Below are 19,753 nucleotides of genomic sequence, written 5' to 3'. Positions count from 1 at the left end.
TTCCGTTACAAAGACGAGCCATGCATCTTCGATAATTACATAGGTTCTTTGAAAAAGTGTTCTTCTTTTTTAAGGAGTCTCTCATATTTTCAGGTGGTAAATTATTTATTCTAAAAAGATTATCTCGCATATAACTGGCAGTAAGCTCCTACCTCCAGTAATAAAGAGAACCCAATATGGATAAGCGTGGTCGACTGCCAGTAAATGTCCGATTTGTTTAAATGCCTTTGGTCATACCCTTGTGGTACTACCAATCCATGAAGAATAACAAAACCCCCCACGGCTTAAGTTTCACTTTATGGTTTTTAAAACGACGACTATCGTCGAACTCTCTGACGACTGTAATTTCTCCAATACCGGGAAGCGGAATAAGCACTTGAAATTCGAGACGATCTTTTGAAAGTTCAACTCAAAAGCTGTTACCTCTTTTAATTACGTCATACATTTTGCATAATCTTTTCCTGCTCGTATCTAATATCGTTGATTAAATTGAATGACACTTAGATATCAGCGAATAGTAATTTACCTCTAATAATTCGTGCTATGCTTTCGTTGAAAGTCCGCTATACACTGGTATTCATCTTCAAATAAATTTGATAAGCGAATAAAAATTGGAAGTAGCTCCCGATAAATATCGCTTGAATTTTTTTCTGGATAATGTGTATGCGTGCTGCCAATCATATCGGAAATACTTTGCAGGTCTTCAACTTCACCAAGGGCATACATTCCAAGAATCACAGCACCTAAACATGAGCTTTCATAACTTTTAGGCACGATAACTGGTTTATCAAAGACATCTGCCAATACCTGCCGCCACATCTCAGAACGAGCAAATCCACCTGTTGCTTGGATCCTTAATGGTTCTCCAATATGTTCCTGTAATGCTAGTAATACACTGTATAGATTGTAAATAACGCCCTCTAGTACTGCTCGTATCATATGTTGCTTTTGATGATGGATACTAAGCCCATAGAAAGAACCACGGGCATTAGCATTCCAAAATGGGGCACGTTCACCAGTCATATATGGATGGAAGAGCAATCCGTCCGCACCTGGATTTACTTTAGAGGCGATCTCAGTGAGCATGTCGTACGGATCAATACCTAGGCGTTTTGCTGTTTCGACCTCAGCATCAGCCAATTCCTCTCGGAGCCATCGTAGTATCATGCCTCCATTATTAACAGCTCCCCCAATGATCCAATGCTTCTCTGTTAATGCATAGCAAAAGGTCCTACCCTTTACATCGGTATGTGGTTTATTTGTAACTGTCCGTATGGCACCACTTGTACCAATTGTAACTGCAATAACACCTTGCTCCATTGCATCCACTCCGAGGTTAGAAAGAACGCCATCACTTGCGCCAATGACAAATTTCGTTGTTTGTTTAATTCCCATAAAATGACTCAGTTCATCGGATATGCCAGTGAATACTTCAGTGGTAGGAACCAGTTTAGAGAGTTGACTTGTTGATACCCCTGCTACACGTAATGCTTCTTCATCCCAATCCAACCTATTTAAATGCAATAAACCCGTTGCGGAAGCTATAGAATAATCAATAGCATAGGTTTTAAATAACCGAAAAAATACATATTCTTTAATGGAAATAAATTTTTTGGTCTGTCTAAATATCTCTGGCTTTTCTTCCCTCAACCACACTATTTTAGACAATGGAGACATTGGGTGAATAGGTGTCCCCGTGCGTAAATATAAAGCATGTCCATTATTTTCCTTTATTTGATCCGCGTACTTTGTACTTCGTGTATCTGCCCATGTAATGCTATTGGTTAAAAGTTGATCCGATTTATCCACAGCAATGAGACTATGCATTGCTGAGCTGAAGGAAATAAATGATACATCCATCGGTGAAATGTTGCTTTTTCGAATTGTTTCGCGAATACTACGGATCACTGCATCAAATATTTCCAATGGATTCTGTTCGGCAATCAATGGAGTTGGGGTGTGTAGCGGATAATGGATCGTATGATTTGAGGTAATTCTTCCATCTTTTGTAAAGAGTACCGCCTTTGTACTTGTTGTGCCTATGTCGACACCAAGGTAGTATGTAATCATTTATATCCCTACTTTCAGTACATAACGAAGATACAATTGTATCCTCCTTGTATAATCATATTGTTTTTTTCATTGTATCAATAAAAGACAGAACTATACTAGTTGTACTGGTGATTAACGGTATATAAACATCTCCAACTGAATTGAATTTTCCCTTTATTTTCATTGGTAGTTGTCTCATCCACCTTACTGTTCAACAAAAAACAGTCACTCTTATAGAACAAGTAACTAAATGAATAGCTTCATAGTTTGTAATCATTGCTTTCTCCCTCCAAATCTGTATAATATATTTCGAGTGTCGAAGAAAAAGGAGGGTTATTGTGGATGCACAGCAAGCTACTACAAATAAATCTGGAAAAATCTGGACGCGTGACTTTATACTAATCTGTTTAGCTAATTTCTTTATTTTTCTAGGTTTTCAAATGACGCTCCCAACCCTGCCATTATTTGTGAAAGAGCTTGGTGGTAGTGATCAGCTAATCGGCATTATTGTTGGTATTTTTACATTTTCAGCACTTTTAATGAGACCATATGCTGGTCATGCACTGGAATCTAGAGGGAGACGCTTTGTTTATATGTTCGGTCTTGGTGTGTTTGTATTATCGGTTGGCTCTTTCGCCTTCGTTACAAGCATAGCCTTTTTACTTATGATGCGAATTGTTCAAGGAATAGGCTGGGGATTTTCAACCACAGCGACTGGAACAATTGCCACCGATCTTATTCCCCCTAAACGCCGTGGAGAGGGGATGGGTTATTTCGGATTATCAGGTAACATTGCTCTTGCCTTTGGTCCTTCACTTGGATTGACATTAGTAGATGTCATAACCTTTCCACAACTATTTCTAATCTGTGCTAGTGGTGGTTTGATTGCATTTATATTATCGAGTACAATCAGGTATAAAAAGGTAGACCAGTCTGAACATAAAACAGTTGCGGTGAAGTTCGATATCTTTGAAAAAACTGCAATACAGCCTTCCATGTTATTATTTTTTATTACCTTTACGTTTGGAGGAATTGCCACTTTCCTTCCGTTACACGCAGCAGAAAAAAGTGTAGCTGGAATCGAATCTTATTTTCTTGTATATGCCATTTTTTTAATGATTTCTCGTACCTTTGCTGGTAAAGTGTATGATCGAAAAGGGCATCTCTATGTCTTTTTACCAGGGACGGTTTTAATTTTTGGGGCAATGCTCTTATTAGCCTGGCTGCCAAATACTGCAGTTATGCTAATTGCAGCTGGTATGTATGGACTTGGATTTGGCTCTGTGCAGCCAGCCTTACAAGCATGGGCTGTTGAAAATGCGCCGGGTAATCGAAAGGGTATGGCAAATGCAACATTTTTCTCTTTCTTTGATTTAGGTATAGGGTTAGGCGCTATTATATTTGGACAAATTGCCTTTGTATTCAATTATTCTTTCATTTATGTAACAGCTGCAGGCTCTGTGTCGCTTTCGATTATTTTATATATATATCTAGTATGGAAGGCAGCTCGTAGTCATAATCGGCAGTAAAAAACCAAGCGAAGATAATTATCGCTTGGTTTTTAGATTAGCTGCTAACACTATTTTTCCTTTGGAAGGACAATTCGCTTATATAAATGAACGGTAATCAAATAGTATAGTCCGTAAATTACGAAGAAAATACTAATTGGGATCCAAATTTTTGTATAAGGCTCAATGATAATAAACGAGAACATTTGCATTCCCACAATTACATGCACTAAGCCAACTAACGCTGGAAAAAGGAATAATAGGAAGAGCTCACGGTAGATAGATTTCTTCAATAATGATTTGCGTACGCCAATTTTCCTTAGCATACTATAGCGATGTATATCTGCCCCTGCGCTTGATAGTAATTTAAACATCAGAACACTGGCCATCATCATTAAGAAAGCTATTCCTAGGAATATTCCCATAAAAATGGTTCCGCTAGCAAGACTCTTTAATGCAACATAGTTCGTGAACTTACTACCGGTATTTTCAACTGGTTCTCCACGATATTTTTCTGCGATCTGAGCTTGACCCTTATCGATTTTTTCTATCTGCGGAATGTCCGCCTTAAAATCTTCGACGCGAGCCAAAATTACTTCATTATCGTTCGCATCTATCTCGTCGTACTTAGCCTGATCAACAACATACACTGAAGTAGAGCCAAACATGTTGTAGCTAGCATTGATTTCGGTAGATATTGCTGACCACCAATTTTCAGGTAATTCCTCAGAGCCTGCATCTTCTTGAAGTGAATAAGACGAAGCAGGTAATTTATCTTCAACACGTTGCTTTTTTGGTAACTCAAACTGTGCATTGTACGCCTGCACCAATGGTGGATCTTCGATTAGCTTATTTTTAAGAAAATAAATACCATCATCAGTTACTTTATACGTATACGTATGCTGTTCAGTCACATCCATCGACTTGAGTGCTTCTAAATCTTGCTCAGTTGGTTGATGTATGGCGACATCATTCGCATGGAACATGGAAGATTGAATTTCAATATTATGATAAAAGGAGATCCCTGCTGTCATGGCTCCTAATCCAAGAGCAATAAGCATGGCAACCGTTCCTAGTACCTTTGTTAAGTTAAGCATACGAAAACGAAGTTGTCCAAGTGTAAATGAATTAATTCCTTTCTCATTAAGCTGTCGGTTTTGCTTTAGCTTTTTCAAGAAATAGGGTAAAAACGAGATAAAAACAAGGTATGTTCCTGGTATAATTGTAACGGAGGCTAAAATTACACCTAACTGCTGTAGCTTTTCAATTTCAATCATTGCGAAATAGCCAATGCCGATTAATATAATGGCAAATAGCACGCCAAAGAACGTTTTTACACCACTTACCTTCACGAAATCTTGCTTCTGACCAGCGTGTAGTAAATGTAATACACTTCTTCTGCCAATCTGCCAAGCATTTACGATGGAAGTCAACAGGAATAAAATAATATAAAAGATAACGGTTGTAAGGATGGAGGAAGTATATACTGCCTTAAATCCTTCTACTGAAAAATCAAGCTGTTGCATTAACAAGTCAGAAATACCAATCGATAATCCAACTCCGACTATGATTCCTACGACAAGAGAGATAATCCCAATGAAGAATGTTTCGAAAAACATCAGTTGTGTGATTTTACCCTTTTTAGCTCCAAGTGTCATATACATGCCCATTTCTTTTTGCCTTAATGTTTGAATAAAAGAAGTGGCATAGAATATATAGAAAATGGTAATAAACCCTAAAATAAAGGAACCAACATGAAACACAAACATGATGGAACTAATTAATGAATTTGCTTCAACAAATGCTTTATTTTGAGCTAACGTTTGAAACATGTAAAAAATAGCAATGGATATCGTTAATCCAAACAATAATACTAAATAATCTTTAAACATTTTTCGCATACTTGATAAAGTTAATTTTACTAACATCGTATCACCTACTTTCTATTCCAATTCATTTGATGTAGCAAACTCAGCAAGTACATCTAGGATTTCCTGATGGAAGCTATTTCTTGTTGTGTTGCGATGGATTTCTTTATATAATTGGCCATCTTGGATGAATAAGATTCGCTGACAATAGCTAGCACTTAACGGATCATGTGTAACTAACATAATTGAAGTATTAAGCTTTTCATTTAAGTGAACTAATGTTTCCATTAAGCTTTTTGCGTTTTTAGAGTCCAAGGCACCGGTTGGCTCATCTGCTAAAATCATGGCAGGCTCATGTACAAGTGCTCGCGCAGCAGCAACACGTTGTTTTTGACCTCCAGATATTGTAATAGGATATTTATCGATAATCTTTTCAATACCTAATTTTTGTGCAACGTTCATCACGCTTGGCTTAATATGTCGAGTGGAAACACCTTTTAATGATAACGGTAGAGCAATGTTTTCATATACAGTCAGGTTTTCTAACAGGTTAAAGTCTTGAAAGATAAATCCAAGCTGCTCGGAACGAAAATCTGCCAACTGGTTTTGCTTCATAGCGGTAATATTCGTACCAGCGATCTCAATGGTTCCACTAGAAGATTGATCTAATGTAGAAATAACATTTAATAGAGTGGTTTTTCCGGCGCCTGATGGCCCCATAATTCCAACAAATTCACCGCTCTCTATATCAAAAGAGACGTCTTTTAATGCGTGAAATTGATTTTCATTTTTCTTCCCATAAACTTTATTTAAATGGTTTACGTGTAATACAGGTTGACTCATAATCCTACCTCCAACTTTATTTTCTAATGCTAGTCTACCGTTATTAGGAGTTAGAAGGTATGGATTTTCCTTTCAGCAAGCTTACAGTTTTGTAAGGGTAAATGACGGGGAAAGCTGTTTTATGAGCAGGCTTCAGTTTAAAATCAATGAAAACTCGTATACAATAGTAATAAGAATTGGTAAAGGATGGTATTTGCTATTTTGAAAAGTATCCGAAACATCAATGTTGAAAAATTATTTCCTTCCGTTATATATAAGCGAGGATTAGACTACTATTTACAAGATAAGGTAAGTGATCTTTTATACGATATTAATTATCAAGTATGGACTGCCATCGTACACGGATCGGAAAATTATTTTGTCGAGATTAATATGAAGGATTTTTCTAAAGGTACCATTGATACGTATTGTGATTGTCCGGCATTTGACGCATTTGGTTCATGTAAGCATATAGCTGCGGTATTAATCCATATCGTTAATAAAGACAATGAGAAATTTCAGGTTCCTAAATATTCCTCATATGATTACAACATGACTCGGAAATTTATGAATGCACTTCATAACATTCCGCAAAACAATAACGACAAGGAAACTGCGTTACCAAAGCAAACGATGCTTAAGGTAGAGTATAGTTGCAAATTAGCTTTTAATAGTCAATTGGAAATTGAGCTTAAAGTGGGAGAAAAGCGTTGTTTTGTTGTGAAAAATGCAGGTGAATTTCTCCAACATGTTTCACAAGCATCGGAATACCCGATGACAAAAAAATTTTCCTATAATCCAGATATACACACTTTTTCAGATGTGGATCGGCAGATTTTAGAGACATTATCTGCCATCATTAAAAATGAAAGAATTTATCATACCAATCCTTTTTTTAGAGGCGATCAAGCAAGTAAACGATCGATTATAATTCCACCACTAGAGGCAAAAGCGTTGCTAGAAAAATTAGTAGCGCAGTCATTGACTGTGGAAACAAAGGATCTCACGTATCCATCTGTATCCATTAATAGGGATTCGTTACCTTTTCAATTTTCTTTAACCGCTAGTGAACAAGAAGATTTGCAATTGGAAATGGAAAAGGTGAATGATTTTATCTACTTAGATGCCTATGAATTACTATTTTCTGAAGGAATATTTTATTTTCTTCAAAGTCATCAAGTTCCAGTGATTGAACAGATTAGTCATTTCCGTAATGAAGGTTTTCATTTACCAATCGCCAAGAAGCAGGCAGATGAATTTGTTTCTACTGTTATTCCATCATTGAAAAAAATTGGTGAGGTAGCGATCGATGATAAGGTAGCTAAAGATATTATTCAAGTACCATTACAGGCAAAACTCTATTTAGAGGTGAAGGCAGCATGGGTCGTAGGTAGATTAGAATATCATTATGGAAAAGAACAAATTGACCCCTTTAGTGGACGTGAAGAAAATGAAGTCATTATTATTCGTGATGTGGAAAAAGAACAACAAATTATGCGACTCATAGAACATGCTGATTTTCACTATAATGGGAAAGAGCTCTATATCGATATGGAAAACGAAGAGGAAATGTATGATTTCATTTATTATATGCTTCCAAAGCTAAAGGAGTATGTGGAGCTCTACTTAACCTCAGAAATACGGAATCTAATCGTCGAACAAGAACCGATGACAAGTACAAGTGTTAAATTGGAAAATGCATCAAATTTACTTGATATCGGTTTTGATATTGAGGGGATAAATGACACAGAGGTAAATCAAATATTAGAGGCAGTTATTGAAAAAAAACGCTATTATCGTTTGGATAATGGAGCACTTCTTTCCTTGGAAAGTGACACATTTTCATCTGTTAGACGGTTCTTAGATGGGATGGATATTGAGGTCAATGATCTGGATGAAGGCAAGGTTAAGGTGCCAGTGTATCAAGGTACACAGGTAGATGAGCTACTGGAAACGAGTAAGCGTTATGATCTATCATTTCGTAAATTACTACATCAGTTAAAATCTCCAGAAGAACAAGTATACCCACTTCCAGATACGCTGGAGGCATCACTTAGAAATTATCAGCAAATTGGCTATCAATGGTTTAAATCATTGAGCCATTATCATTTGGGAGGTATACTAGCGGATGACATGGGTCTAGGGAAGACATTACAAAGTATCGCATATATTGCGTCAGAGCTTTGTGAAGATCCTCATCTGATTGTGGCGCCTTCATCTGTTGTATATAATTGGAAAAAAGAATTTGAAAAATTTACACCAACATTAAAAGTAGCTGTCTTAACTGGATCTCCCCAGGAAAGAAGACGAAAATTTTCGGATTCAAAAAATATGGATGTTTGGATTACTTCCTACGCAACGTTACGGCAAGATATTGCACTGTATGAGGAATTATCTTTTCAAACACTGATTCTCGATGAAGCGCAATATATAAAGAATTATGCTACGAAAACATCGAAAGCTATTCGGCAAATTAAAGCAGGGAGACGATTTGCCTTAAGTGGGACCCCAATTGAAAACTCGATTGATGAGCTATGGGCTATCTTCCAAGTAATTCTCCCAGGATTAATGCCGAATCATCAAACATTTAAACAACTGTCTTACGAAAAAATTGCTATGATGACAAGACCATTTATTTTACGACGCCTAAAACGGGATGTGCTAAATGAGCTACCCGATAAAATTGAAACCGTGCATACTTCTGAGTTAACGAAGGAGCAAAAAGATTTATATGTAGGCTATCATCGACAGCTACAAGAAGAAGCTGCACAATCAATGAACGAAAATGGCTTTCAAAAAAACCGTATGAAGATACTTGCCGGTTTGACAAGACTAAGACAAATTTGCTGTCACCCATCTCTATTTTTAGAAAACTATCAAGGGGAATCCGGAAAGCTAGAACAACTTATGGACACAATAAAGAATGCATTAGGAAATGGGAAGCGTATGCTAATATTTTCTCAGTTTACTTCGATGCATGAAATTCTGATTAAGAAGTTAGATCATGAAGGGATCGGCTATTTTTATCTACATGGTCAGACACCATCGCATGAAAGAGTTGAGATCAGTGAGCGATTTAACAATGGTGAAAACAACGTGTTTCTAATTTCGTTAAAAGCCGGTGGAACGGGACTTAATTTAACAGGTGCCGACACCGTTATTCTATATGACTTATGGTGGAACCCAGCAGTTGAGGACCAAGCAACAGGTCGTGCTCATCGTTTTGGCCAAAAAAATGTAGTTCAAGTGATTCGGCTTATTACGGAAGGTACTATTGAAGAGAAAATATATGAGCTGCAGCAAAAGAAACGAGAATTAATCGATCAAGTAATCCAGCCTGGAGAAACGATGATATCCAGCTTGAGTGAAGATGATGTCAGGGAGCTATTAAATATATAAAACGTAACGATGTAATAAGTGTATTTGGTTTATAAAAAAGTTAAACACGGGGCGTTGCAAACATGGATACTAGATCGATGTTTGCAACGCCCCCTATTCGTGTTTAAGGAGTTACGCTTACATGATAAGGAGAGGTTTAAAACAACGATGACGTAAGTACGAATAAAATAGGCTCGAGTTATCACTTTTATTCAAAAAACGATGCTTCATATTTGGTAGAGTACGTACCACATCTCCTTCATCTAAAAAATACTCGGTCCCTTCTAGTTCGATATGTGCCTTCATAAGGTCTGGTGTTAAAACATCATAGACAATATGGTTATTATTTTCACGATATACGTTCACGCGATCTTTTTTTCTGGAAATAAGGGAATCTGTATCAATTTCATTAAAAAAAAGCGTACAGTGGTACGTTTAATGCTTTTGCAATTAACTCTAATACAGTAAGCAAAGGATTTCCTTGTCCTCTTTCTACTTGATTAATAATTGACGTGCTAATTCCTGCATCATCGGCAAACTCACGAATTGTCATACCATTCTTTTTACGATAGTTTAATAGAGTTTGTCCTAAGCCATGGTTCTTTATAATAGTGCCCCTTCAATACAATATAAGTTTGATATCTTTTGTGCTGACATACTAAGCATAGTGTAAGAATGCTTTCTTCATGAATTATTTAATTTAATAGGAAAGTAATTAACATCAAGTAAAATTAAATCTGTGTATGTAATAAATATACGACTTAAGACGGAGTCGGAAAATTTAAAATAAGCTATACTTTTCATAAGGGAGGATGCTAAGTGGAACAAACTATAAAAGAAAATTGGGAACTTGATACATTATACGCTGGCGGTAAAGATTCCAAAAAATTACATGAGACGTTGAATCAATTAAAGCGAGAGATAGATAGGCTGCATACGAAGATTGGAACAGTGGATGATCAATTATCATTTGCTTCCTGTTTACGCGATGTGCAAAAAAATCTAAAAGGTCTAAGAGAGCTAGAGGATTACATTGTCTGCCTCTATGCAGTTAATGTGGGAGAGCCCGATATATTAAAAATAATGAATGAGATAGATCATGTACGCTCCATGTTTGAAGCATTATTTGTAGATATTGACACGCATATTGATCATTTTTCCGTCGATCAATGGAATCATTTTATTCAATTACAGGAAGTTCAAGATGTTCGTTTTTATCTAGAAGAGCGTAGAGCCGGGATCAAAGATCGTCTCCCTGCTGAAATGGAAAAGTTAATTAATAAATTGGCGATTAACGGATTTATTGGTTGGGAGAATTACTACGAACAGTTAATGGGTGAATTGAAAATCCTCATCGACAAACAGGGAAAGGTAGAGGAAGCATCGATAGGACAAGCATTAATGTATCTAGCTTCGCCCAATCGCTCGCTAAGGAAAAATACAGCGGAAGCATTAATGGATGTATTGCAACAAAATGGCTCCTCTTTTGCCACGACATTTAATCGAATAAGTGGATTTCGCTTAGATGTGTATGAAAAGCGTGGCTGGGACAATATGCTAAAAGAGGCAATGGATAAAAATAGAATGAAGGAGAAAACGCTACATACCATGCTATCAGCTATACGCGCGAAGAGTTACATCATGCAACCTTATTTAAAACGAAAAGCGCAGTTAATGAAGCTTAAGAAAATGGCATGGTATGATACGGATGTACCAAGCTTTACATCAAAAGATAAAATTACTTACGCAGAAGCGGCAGATTTGATCATTACCCAATTCTCTAAGTTTAGTGAAAAACTTGGAACTTTTGCAGCAAATGCTTTTGCGAATGGTTGGATAGAGACAGAGGATAGGAAGGGGAAAATGCATGGTGGGTTTTGTGCCTACTTACCAATTGCTAAAGAAAGTCGTATTTTTTTAACGTATACCGGCAGTTATCAAGATGTTGTAACGATTGCTCATGAACTTGGGCATGCTTATCATAATTACTTAGTCAACGATCAACCCGCTTTTGCACAGGAAAGAAGTACAAGTATTGCGGAAACAGCTTCAACGTTCGCTGAGAATCTAGTACTCGATGCTGTAATAGACAGCGCATCAAATGAAGAAGAAAAATTAACCTTGCTAGAAATGAAGATTGGAAATGGTCTAAAGTATCAAGTGACTGTTCCAGCAATGTTTGATTTCGAAATGAAATTATATGAACAACGGAAGTCTGGCCCATTGAAACCCAATGAAATAAATGAATTAATGACAAGCACGTTTAAACAGGTTTATGGAGACACGGTGAAAGACATGAACCCTTATCTATGGATGACCATCCCACACCTTTATCGTACAGAGCTGCCATTTTATAATTTTCCGTACACCATTGGCTATCTACTCAGCAATGTAATGTATGCACAATATAAGGAAAATCCCGTACAGTTTCCGGCTCAATACGATGCATTTTTAAAAAACACAGGAAAAATGACAATTGAACAATTGGCAGCCCACTATCTAAAGCAGGACATTACAGATTTGTCATTTTGGGAAGCATCCTTGCAGCCAACAATCGAAGCTATTGAACAGTATAAGAAATTATCGGAAAGAAAATGGCAGGAAATGAGATGATGGGTACGAAGGGATTTATCCCGCATATAACTGGCAGTAAGATTCTCGCTTCAAGCAATAAAGAGAAACCGAAATTGGTAAGAGGGGAATCAACTGCCAGTAAATGTCCGATTGGTTCACCTAACCATCCGTGGGGATAAACAAGCCCACGGATGGAAGATTTACTTTATCAAGTTTACTGATTTAATCGGAATAGTTTTCTCGGCCTTCCTTTTAGATAAGGCTTTTCCTCACCTGCCACTTTTATGACCTCGCCAGCTAACAGTTTATTAATGGTACGTTCTGCACTTCGTTTTGTAACTTTATAATGCGATGCAATATCGTGAGAAGAGAATGGTTCGTTATTTCGAGATTGAATAAAATCGATAAAATTATAGGATAGTTCATTATTTAAACGTGCCTTATGAATGAGTGCTTGATAAAGCTTCGATGTATCAAAATGTTTAATAATACCAATTGGTCCAATCGTATCTTGCCGTTCATTAACAATATAGCATTTACTGTCTTTTTCCGTACTGCATGCATCTAATGCTAATTTCGCATTTTCCACTGCTTCCTTTGCGGTTAAAGCCAATCCAAATCCAATATCGACAGGTGTTTGCAATGTTTTCTCAATATCGTACAGTAAAGGAAAATCCCGATAATGATTTTGAATATGGTCAATGACTCCCTTGGTACCGAATAAAATAAAACGGTTATCATCACTTGGAAAGACGGAAGCGTTCGTTTGCTTGGCAAATGTTAAGAGTAAACGATGTAATTTCTGTAGCGATTGCTTAGCCACCGTACTACCTCTTCGTTGCTCAATAACTTCCCATTGCTTTAATCGTACGTATCCAGAAACAATTTGTGTAGTATTGGGCTCTGAAAGTGTCACGATTTTTCGAGCCTCTTCGAGGGCGCATGCAATATTTAGTCTAGGTATTGTCATACAGCTTACGGGTATACCTTCATGTCTTAATTTTATTTCGATTTCCTTTGTAGATGTGAGGACAGTATCAATTTTTCCTTCCTTCCATAACGTTTGATGGAAGGACACAATGTCATCTGATTGCACCTGCTGTTGTTTATTTGGCTGAAAAATATAGATATCCTTATTTTTCATGGCTATATCTGCTAGTACGTTGCTGACATGCTTCCCACTTAACACATCTAGAGAAATGCGGTTAATAACTTGTTTATGAAGATGGTTTAACCGGAATAAGGAGTGAATAATCATATATTCATCATACGGTATTTGAATACTTGGAATTCGCTTCTTCACTAACAAGTCTTTTGCATATAGATAAGAGAGCTGTTCCGTAAATAAATAAATATCACATACATATGCTTTTTCAATTAATTCTGTAACATCTTCAGCCTTTGAGTAGGTAAAGGGCATAAGCTCGATATCGCTTTTCGTATCAGCGAGCTTCATAATGCGTTTCATTACATCCTCATTACCAAAAGCTGCAATCTTAATTTTCATTCTAAACGCTCCCATGTTCTTATAAATGATTATAAATGCAAATTTTTTTACTATGTAATCCTATTTTTATTTAAACTAGCTTCCCTACTTGATGTAACGAATTAATAAATGACCGATATCTGCAATTATTCTTTCACTTTCTGCATTAAGGGAGATTCCTTCTGATAAAAGAACAACATGTATCGTCTTATCCTGATATTTCATAATGCCAGCATCATGGGTGACTCCTTGTAGCTCCCCCGTTTTATGGTAAAACTGAATCTCATCCTCTGCCTGCAAATAACTAGGGAGCTTATTAGTAAATTGCTGGTTAGCTAAAATAGTTAAAATCATTTTCTGGCTCTCTTTTGTTAAAAATTTATTATTTTCTGAAATTAAATGCAACAATTTTGCGATATCATATGCACTTGTATAATTGTCCAATCCATTTTCCTTTGCCTGTAGATCCATAAACTTACGTTGAATGATCGATTGTTGGCAGTCAGCATCTTTTGTTAATTGATTGATTGTTTCTACACCTAATATATCAAGTAATACATTGGCAGCTGTGTTATCTGAAACAATAATCATTAGCTCCAATAAGTTTCGATAACTATAAATATGAGAATGGGATAAATAATTAATTACTCCAGCACCGCCAACCATATTTTCCCTTTTTATATAAACAAGCTTGTCCTGTAAATGTGGGTTTTTATCTAGTTGACGAAAGCCTGCAATTAAAATTGGTAATTTAGCCAAACTGGCTGCACATCTTAACTGAGCTGGATTAATGGAAATAGTACCTTCATCTGTTTCAATATAAACAGAAAAATGATCGCTTACCGGTTCCAATTTGTGATGTATGGATTTTTCCAATTCTCGAAAATTCATATCGTATAGACCACCTTACATATCAGTCTTAGAAAACTTTCTGAAGCTGGACGTACACTGTAAGCAAGTATTGACATCGCTTCTTTGCTTTAATACAGTAAAGCGTTCATCAATATTTAACGAACAACAATCGACAACTTTCGCTAATAGCAATATAGTATTGAATTTTCTCATAATTGTCAATCCTAAAATAATATATTTGCATTACTTATACATATATCTAGCTGACTGGACTACCTAAAAAAACAGTATGAAATAAACATACAGGCTGGGACCGTTGCCGTGGAAAGCGAAGTTGTCATACATTTTCTTTTGATAAAAATACGTTTGTTCCCGCCTCTTTTCACACATATTTGAAATACATCTTTCATTCCACGGCAACGGCTTACCCTCTTTATGGGCAAGTCCCGTGTGAGGATATCACACGGTTACTTTTTCACTGAAGTCTTGTATAGTTTCGCTGCGACATCTGAACGATATCTTTTCGGGAAGTTCCGTTTTTGAAGAAAAGAATATTAGAGCGAGCTACCTTCGAAGAACACTCTTTATAGCTAAATGTAATAATAAATAATCAGTAGTAGCCCTAATAACACAAAGGTAGTAATTGTTTGGAATTGCATGATCTTATAAAATGAGGGATTTACCTTTTCAGAAGGAGCAGGCTTTTCTTTCCATTCTTCCATATAGTCATTTGATATCATACTTAAAAATCTTCTGAAGCCAAACGTGACACCATCAAAGAAGCCGCCTTTTTTGGTATAGATAAACAATGTAATGACGAGAAGCAGTAAAAACACATAGAATAGTGCATTTATAAAGTTCACGAGATTATAGGATGGAGCAAAAATAAGAAAAATCACAAGTGTTAAGCATATCGTGAGCAGGAAATACAGCCCATGTTTTGATTTATTCATAGAGTCACCTTCTAGATAAGTTGAACTAATTATATCATAGAATTTTATGTTGCAAAAAGCGCATTATTTAAAAAATTTAATGAATTGTATTTAGGACGAAAGCATTAATCCAACGCCGTTTACACATATTTTTAATAAATGAAAATAATGATAGTTTTTACACTATTATAAAAAATGTTTTGCAAATTAGCTGGGTTGATTGTATAATTTCGTTAGTAGATTAAATCTGCGAAAAAATCAAAAAACTATTACTTTAAGGGGGTTCTTTTTAACTATGAAGTTAAAATGGTCACTATTATTGGCTCTTGGTCTATTGCTTAGTGTGTTTTTAGTAGCATGCTCAGGTGATGACGGAGATTCAGCAGAAGGCACTGGTTCTGATGATAAGAAAGAAGAAGAACCAGCAAAAGACGAAGAAAATGTAGAACAAGTACTTAATTTTATTAATGGAGATACAATTCCATCGATGGATCCATCCATGGCTACTGACGAATATGGCTTCCAGTTTCTAGGTGCAACCATGGAAGGTCTTTATCGCTTGGATGAGAACGCAGAACCAGTTGAAGGTATTGCAACAGAGCACAAAGTGAGTGAGAACGGTCTTACATGGACATTTACCTTACGTGAAGATGCAGTTTGGTCAAATGGCGATCCTGTAACTGCACATGATTTCGTTTATGCTTGGCAGCGTGCTGTAGACCCAGACACTGGCTCTGAATATGGCCCGTATATGATGGGTGGCGTTATTAAAAATGCAACAGCTGTTAACACTGGTGACGTTCCTGTAGAAGATTTAGGTGTTAAAGCGGATGGCGATTACACCCTTGTTGTAGAGCTAGAAAATCCTGTACCTTATTTTGAATCATTAACTACCTTTGGCACGTTCCTCCCGTTAAATCAAAAATTTGTTGAAGAACAAGGCGATAAGTTTGCTACAAGTACAGATACGCTATTATCTAATGGTCCTTATAAGCTAACAGATTGGGAAAGCACAAGCAGCTCATGGAATCTGGAGAAGAATGCAGATTACTGGGATGCAGAAACGGTTCAGCTAGAAAAGATGACGTATGAAGTGGTAAAAGATCCACAAACTGGTGTTGACTTATATGAAAGCGGTACAGTTGATCGTGCTGGACTATCATCTGATTTAGTTGATCAGTATTCTACACATGAAGATTATGTAGTAACACCTGAAACATCTGTCTTTTACTTGAAGATGAACCAAACGAGAAACGAAGCATTAGCAAATACAAATGTCCGTGCTGCAATTAGTCGTGCATTTGATAAGCAAGCACTAGTCGATCAAATCCTTAACAACGGATCGCTAGTAGCTAATGGTTTAATTCCTGCTAACTTTACCCCAATGCCAGGCGGTGGAGAGGATTTCCGTGAAGTTAGTGGCGACTTAGTGACATATGATGTAGAAAAGGCGAAAGAATATTGGGAAAAAGGTCTAGAAGAACTAGGAACAGACTCTGTCGAGCTTGAATTCCTTGCAGGTGATTCAGAAACGGCTAAAACGATGAATGAATACCTTGCTAATCAGCTAGAAACAAATTTACCTGGATTAAAAGTTACGTTAAAGCAGGTTCCGTTTGAGCAACGTTTAGACTTAGATACGAATATGGATTATGATATTCAATTCTCCGGCTGGGGTCCAGACTATCTTGATCCATATACCTTCCTTAACCTATGGTTAACGGATGGTGGTAATAATAAAATGGGCTACTCTAACCCTGACTATGATGCGTTATTAGAAAAAACTACTACGGAATTAGCTCAAGATAATGAAGCACGTTACCAAACCTTCCTTGAAGCAGAAAAGATGCTATTTGAAGATGCAGCAATCGCTCCTGTTTACCAAAGTGCAATGGCACAATTAGTATCACCTAAAGTTAAAGGTGTTTATGTGAATCCATTTGGACCAACATATGAATACAAATGGGCTAGCGTTGGATCAGAAGAATAATAGTAGTCTAAATTAATATGCTAAAGATTAGTAGGTTAAGAGAGTGTATGACCCTTTGGTATATACTCTCTTTTCCCCTGTCAAGAAAAAGACTTATAATAAATAACATTTACTATTTTTAGAATATTCAGCTTAATAGGAGGTGCACGAATGGTTCGTTATATACTACGACGTGTATTTTATATGGTAATTACGCTATTTATCATCGCGACCGTATCTTTCTTTTTAATGAAGATGCTACCAGGTAGTCCGTTGAAGGCAGAAGATAAACTGACCGAAGAACAAAAAGAAATCGTTCTTGAGAAATATGGCTTAAATGATCCTGTGCCAGTGCAATACATAACTTATTTGAAAGATTTAGTGCAAGGGGACTTAGGTATCTCCTTTGCGTTTGATAATACACCGGTTACAAAAATACTTATGGATCGAATTGGTCCGTCGGCACAGCTAGGTGCACAATCGTTACTAGTGGGAACATTTTTAGGTATTTTATTTGGGTTAATTGCCGCGATTTCGCATAATGGTATCCTCGATTATACCTCAACCATTCTTGCTGTACTAGGTACTTCCATACCTTCGTTTGTTTTTGCCGGACTACTCCAATGGTTCCTTGCCGTGGAAACAGGCTGGTTCCCTGTCGCATTATGGGGAACGTTTGAACATACCATATTGCCAACGATCGCCTTGATGATATTTCCGATGGCAACGGCTGCTCGTTTTACGCGTACGGAAATGATCGAAGTAATGGGTTCTAATTTTATTACAACCGCACGTGCGAAGGGTGTAAGTGAATACGGAATCATCTTCAAGCATGGTATGCGTAATGCACTTATACCACTTGTGACCGTAATTGGTCCAATGGCAGTGAGTTTAATGACAGGAACGCTTGTTATTGAACAAATTTTTGCCGTACCTGGGATAGGTGAGCAGTTTGTATCATCCATTATGGTTAATGACTACCCTACAATTATGGGGACAACCCTCTTATTTGCCTTTTTATTTGTTGTCATTATTCTAGTCATCGACCTCCTCTATGTATTAATTGATCCGAGAATTAGACTGACAGGAGGGAAGAGCTAAAAATGGATAACAAAAAAAACGAGCAACAAGTACCAAAAGAATTATTAATACCAATTGAAAGAAAAGAAGATACAAGTGAAAAAATAACGAGTCCAAGCAGAACTTTTATGCAGGACGCTCGCCGAACCTTCTTCAAAAATAAACTGGCGATTTTTTGTGTTATTATTCTAGGCTTGATTAGTTTATTTAGTATTATCGGACCAGGTATGAATGAGCATGGCTTAGATGATCAAGATTTGTCACGTGCTAAAATGCCACCACACGTACCCGTTTTAGAAAATATTTCATGGCTTGGCTTTAACGGTACATTAAAAGATGAATTTAAGGGTAACGATGTAGAACATGCAACGCAAAATGCAATTCAAAGATACAATAATGATAAAGATTTTATTGATATAAAGGTATTGTCCGAAGGAGATGGCAGTAAGGATTCTGCAGAGGTAAAAGCTACTTATCATATTTACGAAGCCAAGGATATGTCTGATCAATATTTCTGGCTCGGCACCGACACGCTTGGTCGAGATCAATGGACAAGGATTTGGTTAGGTACGCGTGTTTCCTTAATTATCGCATTAGTTGCGGCGGCGATTGACCTCGTAATTGGTGTCGCATATGGTGGTATTTCCGCATATTATGGCGGTAAAGTGGATAATGTGATGCAGCGAATTATTGAAATTCTTGTCGGTATACCAAATCTCGTCGTCATTGTCTTAATGATTCTCGTATTACAGCCGGGAATGCTCTCGATCATTATCGCTCTGACGATAACAGGCTGGATTGGAATGGCCCGGATCGTCCGTGGTGAAGTGCTAAAGTTGAAAAGTCAGGAATTTGTGCTTGCTGCACGAACGCTAGGTACGCCAAATAGCTCGATCATTCGCAGGCATTTAGTACCAAATATTAGTGGGATTATTATCATTAATACGATGTTTACGATTCCAGGGGCGATTTTCTTTGAAGCATTCTTAAGCTTTATTGGATTAGGGATGGTTCCGCCAGAGGCGTCTCTTGGGACATTGATTAATACTGGATTTGAGAACCTGAGATTGTACCCATATTTACTCGTGTTCCCAGCTATATTAATATCCGTAATTATGATTGCATTCAACTTAATTGGAGATGGATTACGTGATGCGTTTGATCCGAAAATGCATAAATAAGAAGGTAGGTGTTTCTAAATGAGTAAATTGTTAGAAGTAAAGGATTTGAGA

General features: G+C 36.9%; 13 protein-coding genes and 1 pseudogene. 7 read left to right on the top strand and 7 right to left on the bottom strand.

All coding sequences use genetic code 11. From position 1 onward, the window contains the following. Positions 1-528: 528 nt before the first annotated feature. Positions 529-2,070, bottom strand: a complete 1,542-nt coding sequence (gene gntK, locus JUJ52_RS07840; RefSeq protein WP_205389162.1) for a gluconokinase — start codon at positions 2,068-2,070, stop codon at positions 529-531. A 320-nt stretch (positions 2,071-2,390) separates the two neighbouring features. On the opposite strand from gntK, the gene JUJ52_RS07835 reads away from it, so the two are divergent. Continuing rightward, positions 2,391-3,581 (top strand): MFS transporter, encoded by a 1,191-nt coding sequence (locus tag JUJ52_RS07835; protein ID WP_226983566.1) that lies wholly within the window; start codon positions 2,391-2,393, stop codon positions 3,579-3,581. A gap of 50 nt (positions 3,582-3,631) precedes the next feature. Here the strand turns inward: JUJ52_RS07835 and JUJ52_RS07830 are convergent, their stop codons facing one another. Together JUJ52_RS07830 and JUJ52_RS07825 are read right to left on the bottom strand one after the other, a co-directional pair. Beyond that, positions 3,632-5,488 (bottom strand): ABC transporter permease, encoded by a 1,857-nt coding sequence (locus JUJ52_RS07830; protein WP_121604014.1) that lies wholly within the window; start codon positions 5,486-5,488, stop codon positions 3,632-3,634. A 15-nt stretch (positions 5,489-5,503) separates the two neighbouring features. Then, positions 5,504-6,271 (bottom strand): ABC transporter ATP-binding protein, encoded by a 768-nt coding sequence (locus tag JUJ52_RS07825; RefSeq protein WP_026682960.1) that lies wholly within the window; start codon positions 6,269-6,271, stop codon positions 5,504-5,506. A 201-nt stretch (positions 6,272-6,472) separates the two neighbouring features. On the opposite strand from JUJ52_RS07825, the gene JUJ52_RS07820 reads away from it, so the two are divergent. Continuing rightward, a complete protein-coding gene (locus JUJ52_RS07820; protein WP_166530627.1) occupies positions 6,473-9,649 on the top strand; it encodes a DEAD/DEAH box helicase in 3,177 nt (1,058 codons plus the stop codon). A 136-nt stretch (positions 9,650-9,785) separates the two neighbouring features. Here the strand turns inward: JUJ52_RS07820 and JUJ52_RS07815 are convergent. Continuing rightward, a pseudogene (locus JUJ52_RS07815) lies at positions 9,786-10,181 on the bottom strand (helix-turn-helix domain-containing protein). 266 nt (positions 10,182-10,447) lie between these two features. On the opposite strand from JUJ52_RS07815, the gene JUJ52_RS07810 reads away from it, so the two are divergent. Both JUJ52_RS07810 and JUJ52_RS07805 read left to right on the top strand, forming a co-directional pair. Continuing rightward, a complete protein-coding gene (locus JUJ52_RS07810; protein WP_205389160.1) occupies positions 10,448-12,241 on the top strand; it encodes a M3 family oligoendopeptidase in 1,794 nt (597 codons plus the stop codon). After that, entirely contained in the window at positions 12,238-12,381 is a 144-nt protein-coding gene (locus JUJ52_RS07805; RefSeq protein WP_205389158.1) for a hypothetical protein, read from the top strand. Before JUJ52_RS07810 ends, JUJ52_RS07805 begins: the two co-directional genes overlap by 4 nt. Positions 12,382-12,416: 35 nt before the next feature. Here the strand turns inward: JUJ52_RS07805 and JUJ52_RS07800 are convergent, their stop codons facing one another. From JUJ52_RS07800 to JUJ52_RS07790, 3 genes are all read right to left on the bottom strand, one after another. Further along, complete coding sequence (locus JUJ52_RS07800) at positions 12,417-13,709, bottom strand: hypothetical protein (RefSeq protein ID WP_026682957.1); 1,293 nt, start codon at positions 13,707-13,709, stop codon at positions 12,417-12,419. A gap of 84 nt (positions 13,710-13,793) precedes the next feature. After that, entirely contained in the window at positions 13,794-14,579 is a 786-nt protein-coding gene (locus JUJ52_RS07795; RefSeq protein ID WP_205389156.1) for a serine hydrolase, read from the bottom strand. A gap of 551 nt (positions 14,580-15,130) precedes the next feature. Then, positions 15,131-15,493 (bottom strand): DUF3899 domain-containing protein, encoded by a 363-nt coding sequence (locus JUJ52_RS07790; protein WP_205389154.1) that lies wholly within the window; start codon positions 15,491-15,493, stop codon positions 15,131-15,133. 274 nt (positions 15,494-15,767) lie between these two features. On the opposite strand from JUJ52_RS07790, the gene JUJ52_RS07785 reads away from it, so the two are divergent. The 3 genes from JUJ52_RS07785 to opp3C all read left to right on the top strand — a co-directional run bounded on the left by JUJ52_RS07785 (position 15,768) and on the right by opp3C (position 19,702). Further along, positions 15,768-17,462, top strand: coding sequence for a peptide ABC transporter substrate-binding protein (locus JUJ52_RS07785; protein ID WP_121604010.1), 1,695 nt, complete (start codon positions 15,768-15,770; stop codon positions 17,460-17,462). A gap of 150 nt (positions 17,463-17,612) precedes the next feature. Continuing rightward, positions 17,613-18,542, top strand: coding sequence for an oligopeptide ABC transporter permease (gene opp3b / locus JUJ52_RS07780; protein ID WP_166530622.1), 930 nt, complete (start codon positions 17,613-17,615; stop codon positions 18,540-18,542). A 2-nt stretch (positions 18,543-18,544) separates the two neighbouring features. Next, on the top strand, positions 18,545-19,702 hold the full coding sequence (opp3C, locus tag JUJ52_RS07775; protein WP_121604008.1) for an oligopeptide ABC transporter permease: 1,158 nt from the start codon (positions 18,545-18,547) through the stop codon (positions 19,700-19,702). The last annotated feature ends 51 nt before the right edge of the window (positions 19,703-19,753 follow it).

This window comes from Virgibacillus sp. AGTR, from assembly GCF_016919725.2.
GTDB classification, from domain to species: Bacteria; Bacillota; Bacilli; order Bacillales; family Amphibacillaceae; genus Virgibacillus; species Virgibacillus salarius.
The sequence above is the reverse complement of the archived record's forward strand: the minus strand, read 5'-3'. Positions and strand labels throughout refer to the sequence as shown.

Coding starts and splice junctions, on each gene's coding strand:
- opp3C (WP_121604008.1), top strand. CDS start 18,545: ATGGATAACAAAAAAAACGAGCAACAAGTACCAAAAGAATTATTAATA.
- gntK (WP_205389162.1), bottom strand. CDS start 2,070: ATGATTACATACTACCTTGGTGTCGACATAGGCACAACAAGTACAAAG.
- JUJ52_RS07790 (WP_205389154.1), bottom strand. CDS start 15,493: ATGAATAAATCAAAACATGGGCTGTATTTCCTGCTCACGATATGCTTA.
- opp3b (WP_166530622.1), top strand. CDS start 17,613: ATGGTTCGTTATATACTACGACGTGTATTTTATATGGTAATTACGCTA.
- JUJ52_RS07785 (WP_121604010.1), top strand. CDS start 15,768: ATGAAGTTAAAATGGTCACTATTATTGGCTCTTGGTCTATTGCTTAGT.
- JUJ52_RS07795 (WP_205389156.1), bottom strand. CDS start 14,579: ATGAATTTTCGAGAATTGGAAAAATCCATACATCACAAATTGGAACCG.
- JUJ52_RS07800 (WP_026682957.1), bottom strand. CDS start 13,709: ATGAAAATTAAGATTGCAGCTTTTGGTAATGAGGATGTAATGAAACGC.
- JUJ52_RS07805 (WP_205389158.1), top strand. CDS start 12,238: ATGATGGGTACGAAGGGATTTATCCCGCATATAACTGGCAGTAAGATT.
- JUJ52_RS07830 (WP_121604014.1), bottom strand. CDS start 5,488: ATGTTAGTAAAATTAACTTTATCAAGTATGCGAAAAATGTTTAAAGAT.
- JUJ52_RS07825 (WP_026682960.1), bottom strand. CDS start 6,271: ATGAGTCAACCTGTATTACACGTAAACCATTTAAATAAAGTTTATGGG.